This is a genomic window from Candidatus Lernaella stagnicola (assembly GCA_030765525.1).
In the GTDB taxonomy this organism is placed as follows: domain Bacteria; phylum Lernaellota; class Lernaellaia; order Lernaellales; family Lernaellaceae; genus Lernaella; species Lernaella stagnicola.
The window spans coordinates 136040-160285 of the sequence record JAVCCK010000023.1 but is presented as its reverse complement, the minus strand read 5'-3'; the positions used below and the strand labels follow the sequence as shown (position 1 = coordinate 160285).

General features: G+C 58.7%; 14 protein-coding genes. 9 read left to right on the top strand and 5 right to left on the bottom strand.

The features are described from left to right. Positions 1 to 10: 10 nt before the first annotated feature. The 5 genes from P9L99_11145 to P9L99_11125 form a co-directional block, all read right to left on the bottom strand. On the bottom strand, positions 11 to 403 hold the full coding sequence (locus tag P9L99_11145; GenBank protein MDP8223907.1) for a hypothetical protein: 393 nt from the start codon (positions 401 to 403) through the stop codon (positions 11 to 13). 9 nt (positions 404 to 412) lie between these two features. Further along, positions 413 to 3265 carry a DUF87 domain-containing protein gene (locus tag P9L99_11140; protein MDP8223906.1) on the bottom strand — a complete coding sequence of 951 codons (2853 nt, stop codon included), beginning with the start codon at positions 3263 to 3265 and terminating at the stop codon, positions 413 to 415. 11 nt (positions 3266 to 3276) lie between these two features. Next, complete coding sequence (locus P9L99_11135) at positions 3277 to 4044, bottom strand: hypothetical protein (GenBank protein MDP8223905.1); 768 nt, start codon at positions 4042 to 4044, stop codon at positions 3277 to 3279. A 12-nt stretch (positions 4045 to 4056) separates the two neighbouring features. Continuing rightward, positions 4057 to 4305, bottom strand: coding sequence for a hypothetical protein (locus P9L99_11130; protein ID MDP8223904.1), 249 nt, complete (start codon positions 4303 to 4305; stop codon positions 4057 to 4059). A gap of 91 nt (positions 4306 to 4396) precedes the next feature. Beyond that, positions 4397 to 4537, bottom strand: a complete 141-nt coding sequence (locus tag P9L99_11125; GenBank protein ID MDP8223903.1) for a hypothetical protein — start codon at positions 4535 to 4537, stop codon at positions 4397 to 4399. A gap of 143 nt (positions 4538 to 4680) precedes the next feature. Here P9L99_11125 and P9L99_11120 point away from each other — a divergent pair, with 143 nt between their 5' ends. The 9 genes from P9L99_11120 to P9L99_11080 all read left to right on the top strand — a co-directional run bounded on the left by P9L99_11120 (position 4681) and on the right by P9L99_11080 (position 24242). Continuing rightward, complete coding sequence (locus P9L99_11120; protein MDP8223902.1) at positions 4681 to 7098, top strand: vWA domain-containing protein; 2418 nt, start codon at positions 4681 to 4683, stop codon at positions 7096 to 7098. Further along, complete coding sequence (locus P9L99_11115) at positions 7091 to 9532, top strand: VWA domain-containing protein (GenBank protein MDP8223901.1); 2442 nt, start codon at positions 7091 to 7093, stop codon at positions 9530 to 9532. The genes P9L99_11120 and P9L99_11115 overlap by 8 nt, the downstream gene beginning before the upstream one ends. Next, a complete protein-coding gene (locus P9L99_11110) occupies positions 9520 to 13020 on the top strand; it encodes a tubulin-like doman-containing protein (protein MDP8223900.1) in 3501 nt (1166 codons plus the stop codon). The genes P9L99_11115 and P9L99_11110 overlap by 13 nt, the downstream gene beginning before the upstream one ends. Positions 13021 to 13039: 19 nt before the next feature. Next, positions 13040 to 15619 (top strand): hypothetical protein, encoded by a 2580-nt coding sequence (locus P9L99_11105; GenBank protein MDP8223899.1) that lies wholly within the window; start codon positions 13040 to 13042, stop codon positions 15617 to 15619. Continuing rightward, complete coding sequence (locus P9L99_11100; protein MDP8223898.1) at positions 15612 to 19196, top strand: hypothetical protein; 3585 nt, start codon at positions 15612 to 15614, stop codon at positions 19194 to 19196. The genes P9L99_11105 and P9L99_11100 overlap by 8 nt, the downstream gene beginning before the upstream one ends. Positions 19197 to 19283: 87 nt before the next feature. Further along, positions 19284 to 19811, top strand: coding sequence for a YkgJ family cysteine cluster protein (locus tag P9L99_11095; GenBank protein MDP8223897.1), 528 nt, complete (start codon positions 19284 to 19286; stop codon positions 19809 to 19811). Between the two features lie 185 nt (positions 19812 to 19996). Next, positions 19997 to 21244: a TerC/Alx family metal homeostasis membrane protein gene (locus tag P9L99_11090; GenBank protein MDP8223896.1), complete on the top strand. Its 1248-nt coding sequence runs from the start codon at positions 19997 to 19999 to the stop codon at positions 21242 to 21244. A gap of 224 nt (positions 21245 to 21468) precedes the next feature. Beyond that, the gene (locus tag P9L99_11085) at positions 21469 to 23784 is read left to right on the top strand and encodes a hypothetical protein (protein MDP8223895.1); all 2316 of its coding nucleotides are present in this window, start codon (positions 21469 to 21471) and stop codon (positions 23782 to 23784) included. Then, positions 23781 to 24242 carry a hypothetical protein gene (locus tag P9L99_11080; protein MDP8223894.1) on the top strand — a complete coding sequence of 154 codons (462 nt, stop codon included), beginning with the start codon at positions 23781 to 23783 and terminating at the stop codon, positions 24240 to 24242. Before P9L99_11085 ends, P9L99_11080 begins: the two co-directional genes overlap by 4 nt. The last annotated feature ends 4 nt before the right edge of the window (positions 24243 to 24246 follow it).

The window sequence follows — 24246 nt, the reverse complement described above, 5'->3', positions numbered from 1 at the left end:
GATACGGGGGCTACCGGTCGAGGCGGCGTTGTTGTTTCTGTAATTCCGCGGCTTGGAAGTCGTATTTCGTAGACGTGTCCAGCGGGCCGTCGGCCATGAGGCGGCGCGCCTCGCCGCGCGGATTTATGCTGATCATCTCTTTTTCTCGGCGCAGCGCTTCTTGCGCGTCGACGCCCGGCATGTGCTTGACGCTTTTTTCGAGGCGCTCGAGGCGTTGCTGATCGTCCCGCATTTTTTGGTCCATCGAACGCTGATCCGGCCCCATCTCGGTGATTTTTTGATATTCCCGATTGGCGAAGTCGGCGTCGGCTTTCCGGTCCGTTCGGTCCATGGCGCGCTTGGTCGGCAAATCCTTGGCTTCGGATTCAAACAGGTCTTTGACATCTGATTTCTGATCACTCACCACAGCCTCCTAATCGCTTACGAGTTCGGCGAACGTCCGGTTGATTCGGCCTGGAGTCACTTTCGCCGCGCGGCAGCCGTGAGCGATGACGCAGGCGGCCAGGGCCGGGGGCGGCAAAAGGAGCGTTTCCAACTCCGTTTGGAACCAGTCGCCGACGAAAGCCATCGCCTCTTCCTCGAAAGACATGTCCCGGTTGGGGGCGTCAAACAACATCGAGAACGCCGTGCGGAACATCGGATCCCGCGTCAACCAGCCGACTTCGTACCCGTACGCGCATCGCTGCGGGCAAAGGCGGCAGAACGGAAACGCTCTTTTTTTTGTGACCAACCGCTCGCGCAATCGTTCCGGAAAACCGTGGAATTTCCGGGCCGCTTCGCACATTGCGTCGAACTCTTTTTCCGACCAGCCATAGTGCAGGGCGCGGCGTCGCAGCGCCTGGCGGATGACCGCTCCCAAGAACCGGCCGTCGTCGTGACGGTCATGATCGACCAGCAGATCGCCCGCTTTTTGTTTCAGCAGGTTCAGTGCGCCGTCGGGGTCCTCGCCGCAAATCAACTGGAAGAAGAAGAGGTTGACGTCGGCCTGGAATGTTGCGTCGCTCCACAATGCCTCGAACCGGTGCTCGAAGAGCGTCGTTTTGTACCGCTGCAGCAAATCGGGGCCGACCGCATCCGGTTTCTGTTTCCGGGTCGCCGGCGTGCCGCTGGGGGGGAAGCAGTCGATCATCACGCGCATCGCGCCGTCCATGGGCTCGCCGTGAATGACCGCTTGGCCGACGCGCAAATTGGCCAGCGCCTGCTTTTGCGGATGCAGCAGCACCATCATGTCGCCGACGAAATCGCGGTCTTCCTTGGGTCCGAGGCGATGCACGATTTTCGTGCAGGCGTTCTTCACCACGTCGGCGGCCAGCTTGCTCGGCAACTGCTCGCCAACTAATACCCCCTGACCGTACGCGCGAACTTCGGCCACGATGTTGACGAAAGTCTCAATCGCTTTGCCCTGCATGTCGCCTTCTTCGGAAGACCGCGACTGCACCCGACGCAGCAGACGGTGCGCCTCCTCGACGACCAACAAGTGGCGCAGGTGACTTTGGGGCCCGGCTTGGGCGGCGACGCGATACTCGTACAACCGCGTGAGGATCAGGCCCATCAGCAGCGCTTTTTCCTCGTCGGAGCCCATGTCCTTGATTTCGATCAGCGTGGGCGAGTCGAAGAGCACTTCGCAGGGCACGTTTTCGCCGGAGTTGAGGCACAAGCCCTTGGGTCCGACGCACAAATTGCCGATGCGGGTTTTCAACGCTCCCTTAAGGTTGCGCGTGATCTCATCGTGGTACTGCGCGGCTTCCACGACGGGATCGATTTGCTCCAACAGGTCGGTCATCGTTGGGAAGGCGAGGCGGTCGCGCCCGCGCAGATGCCGGCCGGTGACGATATCCCAGCCTCGCTCCTCGTACACCCGATAGAGCGCCGTTTCCAGCAGGTACGGGGCGGGCGGGAATAGGCCGAAGCTGGCGATGAAGGTGTTCTTCAAATAGTCAATGTGCGTGTGCAGCGGAAAACCTTCCGGGAAAAAGAAAGGATTGAAAAAGAGCGGTAGCTCACCCTCCTCATCCGGCACGGCACCCAACCGGAAGCGCGTCAGCCCCGGAATATGCGCTGCCAAGCCACGGTATTCGCTTTTGGCCGGCTCGATAACCAAAAACGGAATGTTGCGCCGCGCCAGGTGCACGAGGATGAACTGGATGGTGTTCGTCTTACCCGAACCGGTGTTCCCCACGACCACGCAGTGACGCGCGAATTGATCGATGGGCAATTCGAGACGATTGGGTGTTATGCGTTCGCCGTCCATGATCGAAGCGATCTCAATCGTCTCCCCCTCGTTCTCGATGGGGTCGACGTCGAAGGTGGCGGCGCGGGACACGCAGAAACCGGGTCGATCGCGCAGGGGCAGGGGGCACAAGCGCGCCGCTTCGTCGGAAAACAACCACGTGTCGAGGTGTTCGGCGGTGGTTGCCGAGCCGGCGGGCGCGACGAGGCACGAACGAATCGGCAGCGGGTCATCCTCCGGCTTTTCCGGTTCGTGTCGCAGACACCCCGCCAGGACTGAAGCGGCCAGGTCGGCGGCGGTTTCGGTAGCGGCCATCACCAAGGGCACGACGCGCCACATACCCGCCTGCAAGCCCCGCTCAACACGAACGCGGTGCGCATCGACCAAATCGAGGGCCTGCCGGGCGCGGCGGTCGGCGTCGGCTTTTTCGCCGATTTTCAGAAAATTTTGATCGATCGTCTGCGCCGTGCGCTGCAATTGCCGCGCGGCTTTGGCCAGTGTTTCCGGCGGCACCGGCACCGCCAAAAAAACGTAGGTAAAGGGCAGCGACCGCAAGGAATCGAGTAGGACGTCGGCGATCGGCGGGCTGTCGTCCTTTTGCCACCGCGGCACGCCGAAGAGCAGACGGATGTGGCGGAACTCGTCCCACGGCAAATCGTCGCGCTCGGTTTTCCGTTCGGGCGCGCCGATTTCGGCGGTGACCAGATCGTGCAGCAAGCGTTCGCGTTCGGCATCGGTGCCCAACGAAACGTGCACGATGTTGCCGTCGGACCGCAGGACGAAAACGAGCCGCGACCCGATGGCGTGGAAGGAAGCCAACACCGACTCGGGCAAATACGGCGGCTCGGCCTTCGGCCAATCGGTGCGACCGCGAACCCGCTGGTGCGGCGTGTTCTTGATCGTCTGCACGACGTATTTGGGAAACGAAAAAGGCAGCGCTTCGGTTCCGTGTTTGGCAAAAAGCAGACCTTGAGCGATCTTGTTCAAATCGACGCTGTCGGTGTTCAAAATTTCGGTCAACAGGGTGCAGGTCATCCCTACCTCGCTTAGGGGCCGATGATCGGCGTGGATTGGTAGACGGACAGCAGAATCAGGACGCCGGCGGCGAGCACGACCGTCACGAAAAAGGCGGTGCGCCAGGGATTGGACTCCAGGTTGAGGGTCACGTCGAGTGTTTCGTTATAGCTACCCGAGTCGATCCAGAAGGTGCCGCGCCGCGAGCGGCCACGCAGGCGCACGTGGTTGGACTGGCATATTTGGCCGTCGACGAATTCGCCCATCTGTTTGGCCAGCACGAGGCCCGGCGGATTGTCGCGCTTGACGATATGCGAATACACCGGCACCGGTTCGGGCTTGCGGAACGCGGAGCCGATGACATGGAAAATGAGGATTTCGTCGAGCCAGGAGCGGCCGCGGGCGCCGCGGCTGATGCCCAGGATCATCAAGGCGAGTTTGAGGGAAAACAAGACGAGCGCGAGTGTCAGGATCACCGGCCCCAAAAAGATGATCAGCAGCAGAATCGTCCCCAATTTCCACCAATTGAAGGAGGGGCTGGCGTTATGCGGTCCTTTGGTTTCGACCACGTCGCCCACCAGCAGGTTCGACCACTTGCCGGTATCCTCATCTTCCTCCTCGACGGAAAAGTCGGGCGTGGGTGACTCAGCCGTCGGAGTCGGCCGTCGTTTTACCGGCCGCTCGTGGACGGTATCGCCTCGGTCGACGCCGCGATCGGAACCCGACGCGGAGTGGGAGCCGCAAATCGGACACGGCCGACCGGCTTGGACCTCATGGCCACAGATTCTGCACATTGGCATGACTTTGCCTCGTTATTTAAATAAGCCGCGAACGATGATGCTGATGCCAAATACCACCACGGCCAGCGTGATGAGGGGCGTTATCACCCCTTGCAGGAACCCCTGCACGTAATAGTAACCGAACACGAAAAAAGCCGCGGCCAACATCAGCACGCCCAAACCGGCTTGGCGGCTGAAAAGGCCGCCCGTAATGATCAACCGAAAACCAAACACCGAAAACACGATGATAACACCGATGCGAATCACAGATTCACTTATCATTCCATTAGACTCCACACTTGCCCCGGAAGTTTCCGGGAGGCGATTGCGCTAAAAATAGCTGTTACAATAACGAGCGTTTTGTGGTAGAAATTCAACGCTTCAACAATTGACTATAAATCGTCTCAAACTGCAAGAAGGTCGCGGGGATGATGGCCGGGAACCCTTCGAAGACAAAAAAGGCGAAGAAGCAAGCGTTGATCTGGCAGCCCGGCTGCCTGATTCGTTTGTTCATGATGATTCTGCTGGTTGTGGCGCTCTTTTTTTGCGGATCGAAACTCTTAGAAGCGCTCGGTGAGCAATGGAACGCTCCGCCGACGATGTGGTCGGCGCAACCATGTGACGAAAATACCCTACCCCAAACTGCGCGGAGCACGCATGCGCAACCTTAGCCGAAAGAAACGGTCGCTCTGGTTGGCGGCCGGGTTGGCGTTTGTCCTTTTCCTGCTGCCCGGCCTAGCCGCGGCCGAGTCCAACACTTTCATCATTATCGACACCTCGAAGTCGATGAAAAACCAGGACCCCCGCGCTCTGGCGAAACTCGGCGTACTCATCCTTGCCGACCTCATGGCCGAGGGTTCGAATAAAGTGGCCGTGCTGCCGTTTGACGAAACTTTCGTTCTCGGGCAAGCCGCCAGTTTCGAAAAACCCGTTGTATATGATCCCGCGCTGGGCTTGAAGCATTTCGCCACGAACGTCGAGTCAGTTTTAGAATACAAAGCCAATTACACGTACTTCGCCCCTCCCCTGAACACGGCGGCGAACTGGCAGGGATTCAGCGGCCCGGCCAAGCAAAGCGAAAACCGCGTTGTGTTTCTGATAACCGACGGCAACCCCGACGCCGTGCAAAGCGATATCGTCGCGTTCGGGCCGTTGAAGAGGCAGTTACAAGCCAAAAAAATCACCGTGCGCGCCCTGGGCCTGGGCGTGCCTTGTACCGTGTCCTCGTCCCGATATTGCATCAAGGGTGAAACCCCGGCGCTGTTTGCGCGCCTGGGTCGCCAGGGTGAATTCGACTACGTTCGCGGTAAAGACGAGTTGCTGTCGCGTTTGGGCGACGTCATCCGCGAGGAATACGGGTTGACGGTGTTCGACGAGAAGCCGGTGTCCAGGAGGGTGACGCGCAGTATCGAGGTAACCGACCAAGCGGAAAAAATGACGCTGATCGTGTACTCCTCGCGCGATTTCGTAAGCGGTCGCCACTTCAAATTCACCGCCCCGAAGGGCCAAACGCCGAACTTCACTCCGATCAGCGACGAGGTTGCGCATCCCGACAAAAAAGGTGTGGAAAATTACTACATCGGCAAGTTCATTTCGCCGGCGTCGGGTACATGGAAACTTGAACTGAAGCAGCCGCACATGGGCGCGTTGGTGATCATTCACTACAACTTGCGGGTTTCGGTGCATCCGGTCGACTCCCTGGCCGTGGGCGGTAACAACCGGCTTCAGATTCCTTGGAACCAGAAGTTGCGCGTATTTCTCGAACCCGCGACGGTGGTCGGCGGCCAGGAAAAGCCGATGACGGCGCACGCCGCGCAAAGTTACAGCGCCATGGCCACGGTATCGGTCGATGATGGCTCCGGCGGTGCGGCGACATCGAGCACGCAGAATTTGTCGGCCTGTCATTCCCAAACCGGCAGCCCGTTGCCCGACGCTTGTATGGATCAGGGATCGCCCCGGCAGGAGCGCTTTTTCGGCGAAGTCAACCTGAACGTCACCGATGTCGGCAAGCTGTTCAGCGTATTTGCCCACTTGACCTCGGCCAAGTCGGTCGTCTCGCCGAAATGCCGGCCGCTGGAAGTGGAAATCATTCCGGATTTGCAGGGCCATTACGCGGGGCATGCGGTTGCGGGCGCGGGCTCGACGCGCCCTATCCTTAATGCCGGGATGGTCAGTTACCAGCAGCCGGTGTGCCACAAGATCACCCTGAGTTCCCAACTTGTTCCGGCGAGTGATTCGGATGTCGACCGCAAGTTCCGGTTGGTCTGGCGCGGCCTGGAAGACACGGCGAATCTCAAGACTTCGCAGTCGCGGTTCTTGAGAGAGCACGTGGCCGTGGTGCTCAAGGGACACGGCAACCTCCCGCTGGTGATGCTCGATGGCGACCCTTGGGTCAAGACCGCGCCCGAGTTCGACCTGACCAAGCCGCAAGATATCGAGGTTTGCATTCAGTCGAGCATGTACGTTAAGAAAGTCGACCCCCTAGTCGATACCGCCTTGGAGTTGGTGCCTTCGTCGGAACCGCACCGGAAATTTCCCTACGCCGGTAATCGCCTGCTTCTCGACTATCAATTCGATGTGCCTTCGGCATGGGACCGCTGGCGGAAGATCATCAAATGGCCACTGATCTTTTTGGCCATCATCTACTTTTTCTATCGCATTCGCTCGCAGCCGCGCTTCCCGCGAGATTTGGTGATCGAGTGGAACGAGCGGGGCAAGCCCAACGATGAAGGCCGACTAATGCCCGACGGCAAAGAGCTGGTTCGCAGTTACACCAGCGTGCGACGCTTGCTGACCGGTAAGCAACGCCTCGGGCTTTCGCACACCACGCGACCGTCGGGCTCGCGCCGCGGTTGCGACGTGCTCCTCGTACCGCTGGATCCCTCGAAAGACGAGCATGCGCTGTTTGAAATTCACGCGCTGCACGAAGTCACGTTGCTGGAGATCAATCCCTTCGTGGCCGACCATACGCAACACTCGCTTCGCCCGGGGAGAAAACACCATTTCCGGCCGAAGATCGCTGTGTGGTACCGCTTCGAGAACGGTTTGGCCTGGAGGCTCGACTACGATGATTAACGGGCGGGCGCGAGCATTTTGGCTTGTCCTGTTGGCGGCGTTGTTCGCCGTGATGGCGGCGGGCGCGGGTAAGTTTGCCGACGCGGCGAACGGCAAGAGCCAAACGCACTACATCATCATCGTCGACAACTCCAGCAGCATGAGGGGCAATGATAGTAACCGGCAAGCGGTGCTGGGAACGATGATTCTCCGCGACCTCATGCAGAAAGACGACATTGTTGATGTCGTATCGTTTTTAGGTGGCAGTGGTCACGTCGCTTCGGGCTCCCAAAACAATATCATTCGACGACTGGCCGCTTACGATCAAGGCACGTATTACGCGCCGGCGCTTGACAAGGCCGTGGCGCTTTATCGCAAACGTGCCAGTCAACGCCGCGTGTTGGTGTTCATCGCCGACGGCCAAAACTCGTTTGACGTACCCCATTATCAAAACGAATTGCGACAAAAGCTCGGCGTTTCGGAAATCATCACAATTGGTATCGGTAACGTAAATTTTACATACCTGCAACAATTGGCTTCCTTCGGCGGACGCAACGATTTCCACGCCGTGCAGCAGGTCAACGAACTGACGAAGGTTCTGGCCAACACCTATCAGCGGTGTTTGGGCGCCTCCGAGGCGACGTCGGGCAGCTCGCGCGGCGCCTTCGCCAAAGGCTTCACCGATTTCGACGACGAAGCGTTCGTGGCGCTGGTTTCGAAAGATGATATCCGCGATGTTCGCGTGACCGATCCTAATGGCAGTCCAGGCAACAAGGCCGCCAACAAGCATTTTGCCGCGGGGGAAATTACCGACGGCAGCAAGACGTATTGGCATTACCGCATCGTGCACTTGATTCGTCCCAACGCGGGCAAATGGACGTTTGAGGCCGTCGGACCGGACAACGTCGATTATTTCATTGTGCGGCGCTACGGCATGCACCTGAGGTGCGAGGCGAACATCGGCGGCGCGACGGGCGACCCGGTGCATCTGGCCGTGCGGTTGGAAAACAACGACGGCAAGCTGGCGCCGCTACCGCCGGGGTTCAAGGCGGCCTTCGTCGAGATGAAGTTCGGCAAAATGACCGCCCAGTTGCGCGACGACGGCAAAAACGGCGGAAAAGCCAAAGACGGTGTTTTCACCGGCACCGGCACATTCCCCAAAATGGGCATCTACACGGCGGTGTGCGAGCTCAAGCACGCCAAAATGAACCTGCACACCAGTTGCGATGTTACCATCGGCCCTATCAAGCTCTTCCCCGTATACGTCGGGGATCGCGAGGGCTTTGTCGACGTCGATTTCCGCTTGGCGGCCGAGATCCGCACGCCTTCGGGCCGGCCCGTGTCCTCCCCGGCGCGTTTGAAAGATCTAGAACCGGTTACCATCACCGTCGACGGCCAGAAATACGTGCTCGCCGACGATGCCAACGGCGGCGAAAAAGCCGGCGACGGCGTGTACACCTACTATCATCGTTTCGCCAAACCGGGGAAATACCCCGCGACGGTGCAAACCAGTTCGCCGTCGATGGCCATGGCGACCACCGATCTCACCATCGGTGAAATCACGCCCTTTGCCGTGGGTAGGGTGTGTTTCGGGAAAATGCGGGCGTACCAGGAAGTGTGCACGCCCATTCGTTTGGACGGCGTGCCGGTGACGATGCCCTACGAGGTGGAGTTGTCGGTGGACGGCCGGTTGGGCGACGGTACGAGCCTGTGGTTGGATTACGGCGCGACTGACAAAAAGCCGGTCGGCGAAGGTCGCTTCGCGCACCGTTTTACCTTCAGCGACAACCACCGCGACCTGGTGGTGTGCATGCGCAGTCCGCGCTGTATTTTCGGATGCAACGTGCCCGGCGACGGCGCCAAGCTGTCTTTTGCGCCGGTTGTGGCGCCGAAGCAGGTGACGGTTGCGCCGCTCTTCTACAGCACGGATTTCCATTGGAAAAACCTGTGGCTATGCTACGATAAATACATCCTGACCGGATTGCTGTTACTGGTCGTGCTGTTTATCGTTTTCGGTTGGATATGGCCCAACAAATTCGATCGGCGTTTGTATTTTCACTGTGTATCCGCGGCGGAAATGAAGAGTATGGGCAAATACGCCAACGCCATCGCTCAGTTGGTGGAACGCAAGGGTTGGTATAAGCACGAACGCGCCTTCATCGCGCACTGCTTCCGCAACAAGAAGCAGGCGCGCTATGTTTTGTATCCGCGATACCGCGGGGTGATCGCAAGGCCGGCCGGGAACGTGACGCTTATGCGGCGCGTCAAGCGTATCGCCATCGGTGACGAGGGCTGGTTGGAACCGTGCCCACCGGGCGATGTACGGATCGATAAGGATCGCATCTATTCCGATGGCGACTGCTATTTCGTCTTGTCGGATAAAAGTGTTTTCACCGTTGATATGCCGAATCTTAAGACGAGAGGTACAGGAGGGAAAGAACCGTGGCAAAGATAATCGAGCCCGACGGACGGGACGGCCTGATCAGCATGACGAGGGCGCCGGGCAGTTGGATGCCCACGATTTTCGTGGGTATCGGCGGTTCCGGGTGTAAAACCGTATTGCGATTAGCCCAGAAGTTCAACGCCATTCCCAATTTGAATGATGACGTTCGCAACCTGCATGCGTTTATGGCGATTGATACGGACTCGCTCGATCTAAGTGGGTTGAGCGTGGATATTCGTCGCATGGGCTTGAACGTCGTCACGCATAACATTTCGGGCTTCGACCGTCGCGAATACATGAGCCAGCGTCGCAGCTTCAGTGATTGGCACTTCACAGACTGGGCACCGGACTCGTACAAATTTCGACCCGGCGACCATGACGGGGCCGGGCAAATCCGTATTGAATCCCGCCTGTGCAGCCTCCGGTATGAGCGGACGCTTTCCGAAGCCATCAACCAAGGCGTGTTGAAGGTTTTGCTCGACCACGACAATCCCATGCGCTGGGTGCCGCAGGGCGGGACCCAAACGCCCGGCTCGATCGAAGTGTATTACTTCTGCAGCGGCGCCGGCGGCACAGGTAGCGGCGGGCTGATTAACGTGGCCGCGCTGATGAACTATCATATCCGCGCCCGCAATTGGGCGCCGGCCCAGCGAGCCTACGTGTACCTGCCGGACCTGTTTTACGACAACGTGGATCCCCGCATTCGCAGAGATATCAACACGAACATGTACACCTTCCTGCAGGAATGGGATTACGTGTTCAAGCTGCAATATGAGGGCGTGTCCCACGCGAAAGACTTCCAGTTCGTCTTCCGGCAAGACCAAAACAAGAACGATTTGCAGATGGCACTCAGTCCGCTGATCGAAATGTTCTTGGTCGGCCTGCCGCACAACATCCATGTCGATGAAGTGCTTGAGGCGTGCACCGACGCGGTGTTTTTGCGCATCTTCTCGCCCGCCGAGGACAAGCGAAGATCGGCCATGGACAACCTTACGAAAAGCCAGGCCGCCCCGGCCGGTTGGAAAAAGGGTTCCGGCCTGCAATACGCGCCAAATTTCGGTACGATCGGCGCGGCCGTGCTGCGCGTACCGGTTGGCGAAATTCTGGAATTCTGCGCGCTATGCTTCGCCGAACGGGCCCTGCGCGAATCCTTGACTTTCCACCGCTCCGAGGATGACGGAACGACCAAGGGTAAAGGACTTACGGCGGGTCTGGATTATTCCTCGCAGAATTTCCTTGACGCCGATCCTAACGAGCGCGAGCGCATGATCAACACGGATTTTCTGCAGTATGTCCAGATGATGGCGACGCAGAAGATCGCCCAGTTAAAGAAAACACGGTCCGCCAATCCGAACGAGGCCGTCGCCAAGGGCGTTTTCCTCAACATCGTGGAGAGCGTCGATGGTCCGGAGCCGGAACTCGCCGAAGAACATGATGTCGGGAAAGGGTTGCTGGAGCGCGTGATCGAGGAAGTTGAAGAACGCGTGACCAACGTCATCAACGGCCTCGAATTCGGGGCGATGGATCCCAGCACGCTGCAAAACCCAGCGCGCTACACCCAGATCCTCAATGCTTTCAGCATCAACATGAAAGCGGCCTGGGCGCGGGTGCAAACCGCGCAGTTGGCGATTATCAACAACATTGAAGCGGGCGATTTTTTCCAGCGCGTGTTCGACGAAAAGAAAATTTCGCCGATGACCGAGTGGTACTTCTACGTGCGGCTGCGCCAGATGTTGGAATCGAGCAACAATCCGATCAACACTCACCGCGAGGCCGAGAAGGAACTACGAAAAAAATTCCATTGGCTGGATGACAAAGATCTACAGGCACAGTACTTCGATCAAGATCCGCATAAGCGATTCAATGACGAAGTTAAGGACGAAGCGTTTTGGAAAAGGTTCTATAACAAACAGGAAGACCGTTTGCAGGAACTCTGCCAGGACGCCTACAACCAATATACGTTGCTGGTCAACAGCTCCGAGCGACTGCTGAAGACCGCGATGTTGTTGGCGATTTGGGAAGCCATGTTGCAGGTCGCCATCGAGAAGTGCCGGGCGTATCGGCCCCTGGTGGAAAAAGCCGAGCAGAAAATCCAACAGTTGCGCCGTATGCAGAGCCAGATGCTCTTGACCGGCCGCAGCTACGACCCGGCAAAAGAGGGTCGGGAGTTCCACCTGCAAGTCGAGGTCCTGCGCGCTACCGGCGTGCGGGCGAAGCGCTATTGGCGGGAGCTATATCGCGACCAGTTTGTCAACGAGAAACCGGAAAAGGGCCAGTTGCGCAAGGGAGATCACTATTTTGACTTAAGCGAGATTTCCGAGGCCGTCCAGCAGGCGCTCGCTCCTCGAACCGCGCCCGGCGGCATCGTGGTCAAACCGACGGCGGACGACTCCATTGAAACTATTGTCGAGGCGCTCATCGAACTGGGAAAAGGCAAGTTCGGCAGCCAGATCATGCCGCGACTGGACAACATTTCGGAGGCGAAGCCCGAGCAACTCGGCTTGACGATCGGCAAAGCACTGGAATTGGAAGCGAAGTACGTGGCTGGAGATGCCGGCCAACAATTGGGCTCGGGTGAGGCTTTCGCCCGCGGTCACATCATCGACAAGGTGCGCTTTGCTTTGAATAAATCCGGTTTGCTGGCCGGCGTTTCGGATTTGGAGCAAACCGACCTGATGGAAAACGTGCATCCGCACGAAGAAACCGTCGCCCTCTTGCACCCGATGTATTTCGGCAAATCGGGCGGCGATTTCCAGATGTCTGATTCCACGGCGCCGGAGGATGAGGGTAAGGGACAAGATGCCGGCAGTTTCCGCGGCGTGATGCGCGAGGCGTACCCGGGCCTCAGTTTCTATAAGGGCGTGGACCCGTACCATGTGATCTTCCTGCGATCGGTGAGCAACATGCCGTTGCATTTGTTCCGGCGCGTCGGCGAGGAATACGAGGACGATTTCTTCGCAGCCGAGCGCAAGGGTATCGGCCGCGGCTATCCGCTGTACATCGACACCCAGTGGGAGAAGGATCCGCTGCCCTACATCGACCCGGTCGATGAAACGAGACGCCTGGAAACCGTGGCCAAGCAACAAGAAGAATCGGAACGGCAGGCGCGGGTGGATCGCGACAAGGACGAAATCGACACCGCCGACGCGCTGACGAAACCGATGTTGTTCGGCTTTGTACGTTTCGATCCGAAGAAGAAGCAATGGTGCGTGCGGGTGACGGTTCGCGGTGAGGAAAAGGTCTCGCCCATCGGTTCGGGGCTGCTTGACGTGAGCCGCTGGTTGAATACCGACGTCGGGCAAGACTCGATGGACATGATCAATGACTTTGTCGTGGAGAGGGAAGACAAAGAAAGCGACGACGTCGCCGAAATGATCAAAGCGGCTCACAGCAGGTTGCGCGATCGCACCGGCGAACTGTTCGACGATCCCAGTGACGAGGCTCGTTTTGAAAAGAACGTGATTCGCCGCATGCGCGAGGGCCTGAAGGAACTGCAATAAGAAGTAAAGGCTTTCTTTTGTGAGAATTCTCGTTATCGGTGTGGGCAACGACGGTGCCAGCGCCGTAAAGCACATGGCCAAAGAACGCAAGCACTGGTCCTCCGATATTTCGCAGGACATCGGCTTGGTGTGCATTACCGAGGAAGACGATTCTTCCGCGGCCGAACTACCCATGATTCCGTGGAAGACGCAGGCCTTGGAGGGCTTGATCCACATTACGCACGGCAAAGGGTACCTCGAGCCGAATTGGCATAAGCGGCTGGACGACCACATGCTGGGCCGCACCATCAAGGATATGCTTTCCATTCCTCAAAATCGCCGTCGCGCCTTGGACGTATTGTTGATTGGTTCGCCGGTAGAGGCCGGACTGGAAAGAACGTGCGAGCCGATTCTCAAAACGATACACAATCTGCGCTACGAACTTTGCTTTCCTATGCGGATATTTTTCTTGGCGTGCTGGCCCTCGGGATTGGTCGACGTCAATTGGCCGATCCTGCAACTGCTGGGCGATCTGAACCAAGAAACATGCGCCGCGGGTCAGCAGGCAATCTGTTCCGGCGTCTGGATTTTCCCCAGCAGCGACGCCAGTGAGCCCGGTAGCGAGGACTACGTCGGGTCGCTCGTCGTGTTCGTGGAATCGGCGTTGCGCCTCGGCCTGAACAAGGTCGTCCACGAACCACTTAAAGGATGCGACCATTTCGCGGTTCACCAATACAAGCGGCTGCCCGGAAACGGCGCGGACGTGGACGCGGACGAGGATGAGGACGCGGAATCCAATCGAGAGAACCCGAATCTCGTGTGGTTCATTCGCGCGCGGCGGTATCGTTTTTCCATCAAGGCGATGGAACGGCGTGCCTGCGACAACACCTTTTTGCGCATCAAGACGCTGCTCGTGGACCGGCCCGGAGAAGGCATGCCACCGCCGCCGCTCACCGAGGGTGAGAACCTCATCGAAAGCAAGGTGTTCGCGCCTCTAGATCAAGCCGTGGAAAAATGGTCGCAATCCGGCTTGCGCATGGTGGAGAGCGCCTTGGCCCAATTGGAGCGGACGATCCCGCTCGATAGCGCCAACGTGGAAATCGAACCCAACTGGACAACGAACAATATTCTAAATCCTTTGGTCGAACAGCTTAAAGATTTGGTTGCCGTGGAGATCCCCACTCTCCTGGCCGAAATCGAGCGCAGCCAAGGCGTGCTGTCCAAAGCGCGCGGTGACTGGAAAACGTGGCTTACACAGGTGTTGGCGCCGCCGGGCGAGGGGCGATTGCCGTTTCCGTTGCCGGACATTCGCGCCGGCATTCGCGCCCGCGCCGAGCATCTGCAAACTCACCGTCATGTCGAGCCTGGGCCAAGTTCGCCGCTTGACGATACGAGTTTCTACCAAAACGCCGAAAGTCGGTTTTCGCGCGTCAAAGAGCGTTTTCAGCGCGGGCGGGAAAAGCTCCAGGCCACGCCGGCGGCGAAATTCGCCGGTAAGTGGGTTCCGCTCTGGGCGGGTATTCTCGCCGCATTAGTGGCGATCGTGTGGCAAATGGGCTTCAAACAAATGCCGATTCCTCAAGGGCCCTCGCCGTGGCCGTTATTGTCCAGCAACGCATACGCGGGTTTGTATGTATTCGTGGAGAAAATATCCTCGCCGCCGATTTGCCTGGCTTTTAGTTTCGTCTTTTTCTATTTCATCGGTTCGGCTTTCCGCGGTTGGCTGCGAAAGCGGACGTGGGAAAGGGCGATGAAATTTATCCACGGCGAACAGGGCAGCGTTGCCTCGGCGGCGCGTCATTTCCTGGAAGACAACCTGGTTCCGCTGGCGCACCAGAAGAAGAAAGAGCAACTCACAGGATACATGGAAAAACTCAAAGTGATGCTCGCCACGGAATTGGAGCGGGTCAACCGCGAACTCACCATGATCGAGGACATCGTGCGATTCCATTCGGAAAAGATCGCCACCTCGTTGGGCGCGCGCATTCCGGGCAAACGCTTGCCGGAGACCGCGGAAGAGCGATTGCGCCCGTGGGACTGGTCGACGAATTGGGATACGTCTTTCGCTACGGTGCAGGATTTTCACACCATGGTTCACCAGCGATTCGGCGAAAAGGTGGATACCGTCGCCAGGTTGGTGATGCACTCCCACGATTTTCCGCTGCGCAAATGGATCCGCAACGTGGCCGCCGAGCAGCCCGGGCATCAGCGCGACATTTTCAAAGCCTCGCACGGCGACCCGTGGCCATTCCTGCAGTTGGAACACCTGTTTGCGGTCATTCACGAAAATCTTATCGGCAGCCAAAATCCGCTCCAGCCCGCGCCGGAGCGTGAGGATGAGTTGATCGAGCAATTCAAGGATAAGGTCGTAGCGATGCGGGCGGCGGAGAAGAACATCTTCTTTGAAAGGCACCTAACCTCGAGATTTCTTTTCTTCGGCAAAAAGCTCGAACCGTACTTGAGACGAACGCTGGGGTGGAGCAACGCCCGGTACAAAGACGCCCTGGAAGATTTCGAGTTGATCGGAATCGAAGAGACGGACGAAGGCGCGCCGCTCGCGCATCTACAACGAGTTTTGCACGGCGCGGGCCTCGACGACCAGGAGCCGGGCCATGCTTGATTTCGTTGTCGATCACAGCTTTTTGTGCGGCTTGGCCTTGACGCTGGTGGGCGGCGGCGTCACGGCGGTCATTTTGTGGATCAGCCAGTGGCTGTCGAAATCTCCAGACCACGGCATGTCCAAAATCGTGACCGCGTTGGCGATATACACCGGCATTTATGTTGCGGTGTTGATCTTCAGCTATGGCGTCGTGTTCTTTTCGGATTGGAACGTGCAACCCACGCCCGCCAATCCCTCGCCCCTGCTGATTCGACCCTACTTCCCGCTGACCGACCTCTACCGTCTTCTCGATGTACCGACCAACCAGCAACAAGCCGTCAAAAGCGCCACGTTGGCGTGGCTGTTGATCGGCGTCGTGTGGTTTGTGGTATCTGCGGCCTGTGCGGGCCTGGGTTCACGGCGTCGCTCCTACGCCAAGCGAGAAGTCGCGGACTTGCGCGGCTGGCAGAGCGGCGGCAAAGACGTCGATCCGTGGAATTGGTGGTACCCGATCGGCTTGGGGATCTGCTGGCTTGTGTGGGCGGGCAACCTCTTCCAGTCACCCCACGAAGTCGGCATGGCGTGGATCAATTTCACACCCACGCACCCCAATCCTTACCTCGCCGTGCCCGGCGCAGTGCAATTCGGGATCGTGCCGATACTCACGATGTTGATCTTGCTGTATTTCGTTCCGCGCCCGCGGCGCGACCCCCGCGAGGACCCCGTTGTAGTGACCGAACAAGCGCCTGGGTGGGGACAAATCAATGCGGCGCAGGTTGTCTATCGCCTTCGGGACCAAGGCCTGCTTTGCGACATGCTTGGCAAGGAGTTGGAAGGCATGGCGCGGAACTCCGGCTACGCCGAGCAAACCACGCCGCAAGCCGAGGACCACGAGATTTTCCGATCCTTGTTGGTTTTTTCCAACGATCACAACCGCACCAAATTGTGGAAGGATCAGGACCGGGCCATTTCGGCGGCCAAGACGCAAAAGCGCGGCAAGCTTTCTTTGTGGATGGGTAAGCACGGCTGCGGCAAGACAACCGCGGCGCTTTTCATCGCGCTGGTCGACAAGGCGCGAACCGGCGGCCACACGCTGATTGTCTATCCCGATTTGGCCCGCGCTCGCGAAACCGTGACCCGCTTGCGCAAAGCCGCGGCCACATCCATTACGCGGCACAAAGTGCGCGTCGTATCGTGGGTCGACGAGGAATCGAGCGGCAACTACGCCGATTTTCAGGACGACCTGGGAATGATCCACGTCACCGACGTCGTCGGTTTCTATCGGGATTTTGTGCACAAGCTGCCCGAGGATTACGCCGAGACGTTTTTCCCGCGGCTGAAGCTGATCATTTTTGAAGACGTCGAAACCTACGGCGGCGTCGAATCGGGACACCTCGCTTACATCCTGCAGCGCTTTCAACGCATGCTGAAATCGCATCGCGTCGAGCCGCAGTTCATCGTCACCACGTCAGCGGACTCGGGCGGTGATTCGTCGTTCCCGCCCTACGTCGGCGAACTGTTCCGGCTGGAATCCAAGCCAATCCCCTGGGTGAATACGGCGCAGGTGCGGCAACGATTCGCCGTGTTGAATGTCGTGGATTACCGGCATCTTTTTGCCAAACTGGAAGACATTGGCCGGCGGCTCCATCTCGCCAGTTGTCTACCCACGACGCTCGCCACCGCCGTCGTACGAGCCCGGCCGCTGGATACGAACTACGAAGTCTCGGTCGAAAAAAACAGCCCCTTCAACGACGGCCCCCTCGCCGGACCCGACGAAGTGAAGCAGACTTTCCAGGTTTGGGGGCACGCGGCCATCGTGCATCGTCGTCTGCTGGAAGGTCCGATCCGCGAAGAGCATCGTACGGCAGTTGCCGAACTCTTGTCCGACCAGCCGCGTCCCGACATCGAAACGTCGCGTCAACTTCGCGAGCAGGCGCACGTCAGCTTCGTACCGGCAACGCTGCGCAACCTCAACGACCTTTCCTTCCTGTGTTCTCCCGGCGGGCGGCACATGCCGGTTCCCGCGATCGATCACTTGAATGTGTTGGTGCCCATCGATGCCAACCCCTTCGTTCACTATTTGCTTGATTCAGCCCGTATGGACACTGCGGTCAAAGGGCGCGGCATCCCGGATTTCCAGAAGGAAATGCTCATTCCCGTGTTGGACACCGAGAACCCGACCATCCTCAAGATCCATTTGTTGCAGGCCTTGAGACAGGGCCAACTGACGGAAAAAGAGCTGGCCGAAATGTTCGTCGGCTTGTGCACATACGAGTTGTTCCGCGGCACCGTGGAAGACATGAAAAACGATCACTGGATCCAAACGGAATGGACGGTGCGCGTCAAAAAGGTTCCGGGGCGCGCCGGAGTGATCGTGGAATCGGTGCAGCGCCTTAAGGTGACCGACATCGCGCCGATCCTCGACCCGAAATCTTTGCGCAGTCTGTTGGATGCCAGCGAAGCCGTCCAAATCACCGCCGGCAACAACGAAGTGATCGACATCGTCGACAGCGCGCGATTGTTCATGATTTATTACCCCAATCGTGTCTTCACCGGTCCGAATGGGCAGGTCTACCAAGTGCCGGAATACGACAAGAAGAAGGAAGTCATTTCGCTCGGCGAGCCGATCGACGTTGTGGACCAAGGCTTGCCGACCGTGGAGTTCGTGCAGCAAAACGACAGCAACATTCCCAACGGACCGCTGCGCACGACGCGCATCAGTTCGGCCTACGGGTGCATACCGATCGGGCTGTCGGAGGCCAAATGGACCGAGCATTCCATCATGGCGCTGCATATCCGGCATACGATGATGAACGTGAAATACCTTGAAGAGATCGTGGGCACGCGTTACTGGCGCCGCACGAATCCGACCCAGCCGCTATATCCGTTCTCGTGGAAGAGGCAGCAGCACCGACTTCGGTCCGAATTCAAGACCAACGCCTTCATCATGAAATTCCCGTCCGAGAAGAACGGCTTCGACATCGATGCCGCCACCTTGCGGGGGCTCGTCCACGCGTTTCGCTGCGTGTTGCCGGTGCTTTTCCGCGTGCCGGATGAAACCGTCGACGTTGTGCCCTACGTCGAGCCGCAAACCAATGAAGAAAAAACCAGGGTAGATTTTCAGCTTGCTATGCTCGGCCACGATGTCCAGCCGACCGGCATCGCGATTATGGACACGTTCCCGGGAGGCATCGGCGTCGTCAAGCGTTTGCACCGCATGGACAATCCTGCGCTGCAACAGCTTCTACGCTGGACGGCCGAGTGGGTCAGTCGGTCCGGCTACATGAAACCGACCTGGCTGGTCGAATCGGAGCGGAACGGCATGTTCGCCTGGGAGCAGGAAACCTTGCCCAGTTGCCTATACATCGAAGACTACCGCTACGACATCGAGCGCCCGGACACTCTGGAACTGAATTACGACGGCGTCCGGCGACTGCTTTCCCGCATCGGTGTGCCCCAACTCGATCAGCCGGTGGGCGCGCCCATGGCGCCGGAGGAACCGGAGCCGGTGCGTATGCTGGACCCCGAGGAAGCCGAACTGGCCGAGGAACTCGAAGTCATCCCCATGGGCCCGCCGGAAGACGACGATCTGCAATAACCGCAGGCCGCTTTCCGATTGATACCCGGTGCAGTTGTGGTAGGGTCGCGTCGCCGACGAGGGCGATAAGACCCAAGGAGTCGAGGCGTGAGCCGCATCACCGAAGCAGAGCTACTACAAAAGCTGCGTGAACTTCACGCCCAGGTTGACCGCACCGCGGCGGGCATTGTCGAACGATTGCCGCGCTCCCTGAAGTGCGGGCCGGGCTGCGCGTCGTGTTGTCAGGACGATCTCACGGTTTTCGCCGTGGAGGCGCTGCGTATCCGCCGCGAGTTCCCGGACGTGCTCAAGGGCGGCGTCCCGGGGCCGGTGGGGCGCTGTGCGTTTCTTGACGGGGAAGACCGCTGCCGGGTCTACAGCGCGCGACCCTACGTGTGCCGCACGCAGGGGCTACCGCTGCGCTGGCTGGTGGAGCAGGACGGCGAATGGGTGGAGTACCGCGATATCTGTCCGATCAACGACGACGATTTCCCCCTCGTGGAACTGCCGGAGAGTGATTGCTATCCGCTCGGTCCGGCGGAGGAAGTGTTGCGTGAGTTGCAGTTTCTGCTTGGTGGCGACGACTTAACCCGGGTGGCGTTGCGAAGTTTGATTTCCGAGGCCACGGGCCGCTGAGGTAACAAAAGACGGGCGCGCCGTTCGACTCCCCCGTTTCCGAGATTTGCCGGTAAGGATTGATTTTCGGAAAAGGTGACATATGATTTCGACAACCCGAAGCGAAGCGACGGCGTTGTTTCCGCGGCCGGAGAAGGAGTTTTCGCTTTCCCGGCCGTCGTCATAATCGGGAAAGGTAGGCACGTTTGGTCATTTGGCTGTGGATATCGTTTCTCATCCTCATCGGCGGATTGTTGGCGCTGGACCTCGGCGTTTTCAACCGTCGGCCGCACACCGTATCCATGCGCGAGGCCTTGGGCTGGACTGCTTTCTGGATTGCACTGTCGTTCGTCTTCAACGGTTTTATTTTTCTGCTTTACGAGCATCATTGGTGGGGTGTCGGCGAGACCATCGGCAAGCAACTCTCGGGGCACCAAGCGGCGCTGCAATACCTGACCGGTTACCTCATCGAGAAAACCCTCAGCCTCGACAACATCTTCGTGATCGCGATGATCTTCACCTTCTTCGGTGTGCCCAACGCCTATCAGCACCGCCTGCTTTTCTGGGGCGTGCTGGGCGCTATCGTCATGCGGGCCGTGATGATTTTCGCCGGTATCGCGGCCCTTGAGCACTTCGCGTGGATGATTTACGTGTTCGGCGGCTTCCTGATTTATACCGCCCTCAAAATGCTCGTGACGCACCATGAGAAGGTAGACCCCGAGCGCAATCTGCTGGTACGGGCGGCGAAAAAACTGCTGCCGATCACTCGCGAAATCGAAGGCCCCCATTTCTTCGTCAAGCGTGAAGGCAGGTGGTGGGGCACGCCGTTGTGCATCGCACTGGTTGCGGTCGAAAGCGCCGACCTGCTGTTCGCCGTCGATTCCATTCCGGCGGTCATCGCCGTGACGCGCGACCCCTTTTTGGTGTTCACGTCCAACGTGTTCGCCATCCTGGGCTTGCGGTCTTTGTATTTTGCCCTGGCCGCGCTCTTGGAACGCTTCCGCTACCTAAGATACAGCCTCGTGTTCCTGTTGGCGTTCGTCGGCACCAAGATGATCCTCACCCACCACTACCCGATTCCCACCACGGTTTCGCTGATCGTGATTGCCACCATTATATTCGCCGGCATCCTCGTTTCCGTCGCGGCGGCGCGACCCAAGCGCCAAATTCCGCCGCTGGAAAGCCAAGAGGAAATGTTGCAGTGGCTCAAAGCGACCGGCCGCCGCATTCGCAAGATATTCGTTGCCATCGCCGGCGTGACCCTGCTTCTGGTCGGCGCCGCGTTACTCTTCCTGCCGGGGCCCGGCACGGTGGTCATCGCCGTCGGCCTCGGGCTGCTCGCCACACAGTTCGTATGGGCCAAGCGGTTGCTCAAGCGCATCGAAAAAGAGGCCCGTGACGCCGTCAACGCCGCGCGCGGTCGCTCTTCGCAAAGCGATGAAAGCGACGAGTAACACGAGGCGCTTCCAGTAACGGAAACCATGGAATAAAGATGCGACCGTCGCTCAACAACCGTAATCGTTAACCAGATTGCAGCCGTATCCGGCTCCAAGTAGAATTACCCGATATTTAGAGGCGGCGCGCGCCTCATCGACGAGGTACTTTGGCCATAATGGCCCGGCGCGCCCGATCCCGGGAGGGACGTTCGCGTCCCGCCGAATCAAAAGAGGAGTTTGCAATGAAAAATATCCGGTTTTCAGTCTATTTGCTTATGATCGTGGTCATCATGTTTGGCGGCTTTTTATCGTGCTACTGCGATGCGGCTGAAGAGGACGATAGTGGCGACGATGACGCTTTCAACGAAGACGACATTCTCTCCAACGACGAAGATCTGAAAAACGACGGCGTGGCCGACCCGCCGCCGATGTTCGTGGACCCCGAGCGCCCACTGTCGAGTTCGGCGGTGGATGTCGTTATTGAAGTGGATAACGCCACGAGCATCACGCTTATCGTCGATGGCGCGGGCTGCGGTTCCGTGGTCGGAGCGAGCGGCGCTTCGCCCTTGGAAGTCTCCGGCATCTCCGCCGCGAGCGGCTCGTGTCACTTGTCAGCTACCGCGACGTTGAGCGACGGCGGCACCGAAATTCTCGAAGGTTTCTTCGAGGTGCAAGCGAGCGACCCGGACATTCCGCCCATCGAGGTTACCGGCGGCGTGTTCAACTTCGAAGACCTGCCCGCGTCCAGCGGCACCGCCGAGGCGCCGGTCATTACCGCCGTAACCGGGCCGGCGACCTACATTAACGGCTCCAGTTCCACCTACGAAGTATCATTCACCGGCGCGGAAGACGTCACCCATGTGCTGATCGGCGTCAGCGGCTTCCAAGGATACTACCTCACACCGGTGAACGCCTCGGGCGGCACGGTGGAGTTCGAGTTGAGTTTCGATTCCGACATTTTCGATCAGTTGACCGCCAAGGCCAACGCCGTGAACATTATCGTCGAATTGCTCGACGGAATCGGCGCGGTAAGCGCCCTGTACGACCTGCTGCTCGACGGTGTGGAAGTTGCCGAAGGCGAAGTGAAAGTCAGCCTCAGTTGGGATACCCCAACCGACGTGGACCTGCACGTGATGGAGCCCAGCGGCGAGGAGATCTATTACGGTCACAAAACCTCGGCCACGGGCGGGCAGCTTGACCTGGATTCCAACCCCGGCTGCAACATCGACGGCATCAACAACGAAAACGTGTACTGGCCTGAAGGCGCTTCGCCGTCCGGCGAGTTCATTGTCAGCGCGGAGATGTACGCCGACTGCGAGGTCGGCGGCGCGAGCGGCACGGTAACCATCACCTACTGCGGCGACGATTCCCCCTTGGTCGAGCCGTTCGGCTTGGGCGGGACGGGCAGCAGCGACATTTGGTTGGTCGAGTCCTACTGCGGCAACAGCGTGTCGGGCACGATGAAGTATGAAGACTTCGCGATCAAGAAGACGGGCCTGTCGGCTACCGGGCAGATGGTGCCGGTGCGCTTCGCCAAAGTGCAGGTTGTGCGCGAAGACGACGACGAAGTGCTGGCCGAAGGCCACACCAACTCCGAGGGCGAGTACGAACTGACCTTCATCAACGAGGACGAGCCGGGCTACTTCGTGCGGTTGGCCGCCGAGGCCGACAAGGACGGGCTGAAACAAAGCGTTAAGAACCTCGACAGTAAGCTCTATACCTGGAAGACCGAAACAATCGACGAGCGCGACGACCCCTTCAAAACCGATCTCAACATCGAGGTAAAGCGCGAAAAAGAAGGCGGCGCCCTAAATATTTTCGAGGTCGGTGTGCGTGGATGGCAGTTTGTCTGGTCGGCGAGCGGCAGAAAAATGCCGCTGGTTCAGTTTTTCTGGACACGCGGCCAAAAGCCCAAAGGCCAGGCGTCGTCGTTCGCCACCAGAGACGGCAAAGTCTACATTTTGGGCATGGAATCGGACACGGACGAGTATGACGACGTCATCATCGGGCACGAGTACGGCCACATTGTGCATGCGTCGATCAGCAAAAACGACAGCCCGGGCGGCGGGCACTCGTCACAGGACCGCGTCAAACCGTCGTTGGCCTTTGCGGAAGGCTGGGCAACCTACGTCGGCGTATCGGCGAACAAAGTAACCACCTATATGGATACGGACAAAGACGGCATGGGCGTCTACTACAGCATCGAAACGCCGCCTGCTAATCGGCCGAAAGGCAACACCGGCGGAAAACTAGACGGCGGCCTCAGCGAGGCTATCGTCTCGGCCGTGTTGTTGGATCTAGCCGATTCCACGAATGAATCCAAAGACACGATCAGCAAGCGCACGAACGTCTGGAACATCATGACCGGTTACCTGCAGTCCGGGAACGCCAAATTCAAAGACCGCGGCAAGGCCGGGCGCGACCTGGTCGATTTCCTCGACGGATGGTTCTGCCTGGGCTACGGCGACAAGGGCGATAACACCAAGGGCGTGCAGGGCAACGTGAAGGGCTTGCATGAATTAAGTTACGATTTCGCCGCTGTGACGTCGTGTAAATGAAACGAACACTGATCACGATTCTGCTTGCGTTGTGCCTCGCATGCGGCGTGGCGGCCGGTAAAGAACTACACCCGCTCGGCGGCGACATATCGCCGGAGAAAATCCAGGCGAAGGTCGGGCGGGTGTTGGTTTTCGAACTGTCGATCGAACCGCGCACGGCGTTCGAACGGGCCGGGCTGACGGTGGAAACGACCAAGGGGCTCACCCTGTTGAAGGGGGTGCGGAGCGAGGTCCTTTCCAACCTGAAGCCCGGCACGAAGACCCACTTCACGTTTCAAGTACGAGTTGTGGAACCGGGGCCGCAGGAACTGCAGGTCACGCTAAGCGTGCTCGATCTGCCCAATGAGGAAATAATCAGCCGGCTTTATTTGGCGCAAGTGAATCCGAAACCGTTGCCGAGCTATCCGACGAAAACCGACGACCACGGCAACGAGTTCATCGAAATCGAAGTCGACTAACCCG

Excerpts from the sequence above, each read along its gene's own strand:
- P9L99_11130 (MDP8223904.1), bottom strand. The coding sequence starts at position 4,305 with ATGATAAGTGAATCTGTGATTCGCATCGGTGTTATCATCGTGTTTTCG.
- P9L99_11120 (MDP8223902.1), top strand. The coding sequence starts at position 4,681 with ATGCGCAACCTTAGCCGAAAGAAACGGTCGCTCTGGTTGGCGGCCGGG.
- P9L99_11080 (MDP8223894.1), top strand. The coding sequence starts at position 23,781 with ATGAAACGAACACTGATCACGATTCTGCTTGCGTTGTGCCTCGCATGC.
- P9L99_11140 (MDP8223906.1), bottom strand. The coding sequence starts at position 3,265 with ATGACCTGCACCCTGTTGACCGAAATTTTGAACACCGACAGCGTCGAT.
- P9L99_11115 (MDP8223901.1), top strand. The coding sequence starts at position 7,091 with ATGATTAACGGGCGGGCGCGAGCATTTTGGCTTGTCCTGTTGGCGGCG.
- P9L99_11135 (MDP8223905.1), bottom strand. The coding sequence starts at position 4,044 with ATGCCAATGTGCAGAATCTGTGGCCATGAGGTCCAAGCCGGTCGGCCG.
- P9L99_11100 (MDP8223898.1), top strand. The coding sequence starts at position 15,612 with ATGCTTGATTTCGTTGTCGATCACAGCTTTTTGTGCGGCTTGGCCTTG.
- P9L99_11125 (MDP8223903.1), bottom strand. The coding sequence starts at position 4,537 with ATGAACAAACGAATCAGGCAGCCGGGCTGCCAGATCAACGCTTGCTTC.
- P9L99_11085 (MDP8223895.1), top strand. The coding sequence starts at position 21,469 with ATGAAAAATATCCGGTTTTCAGTCTATTTGCTTATGATCGTGGTCATC.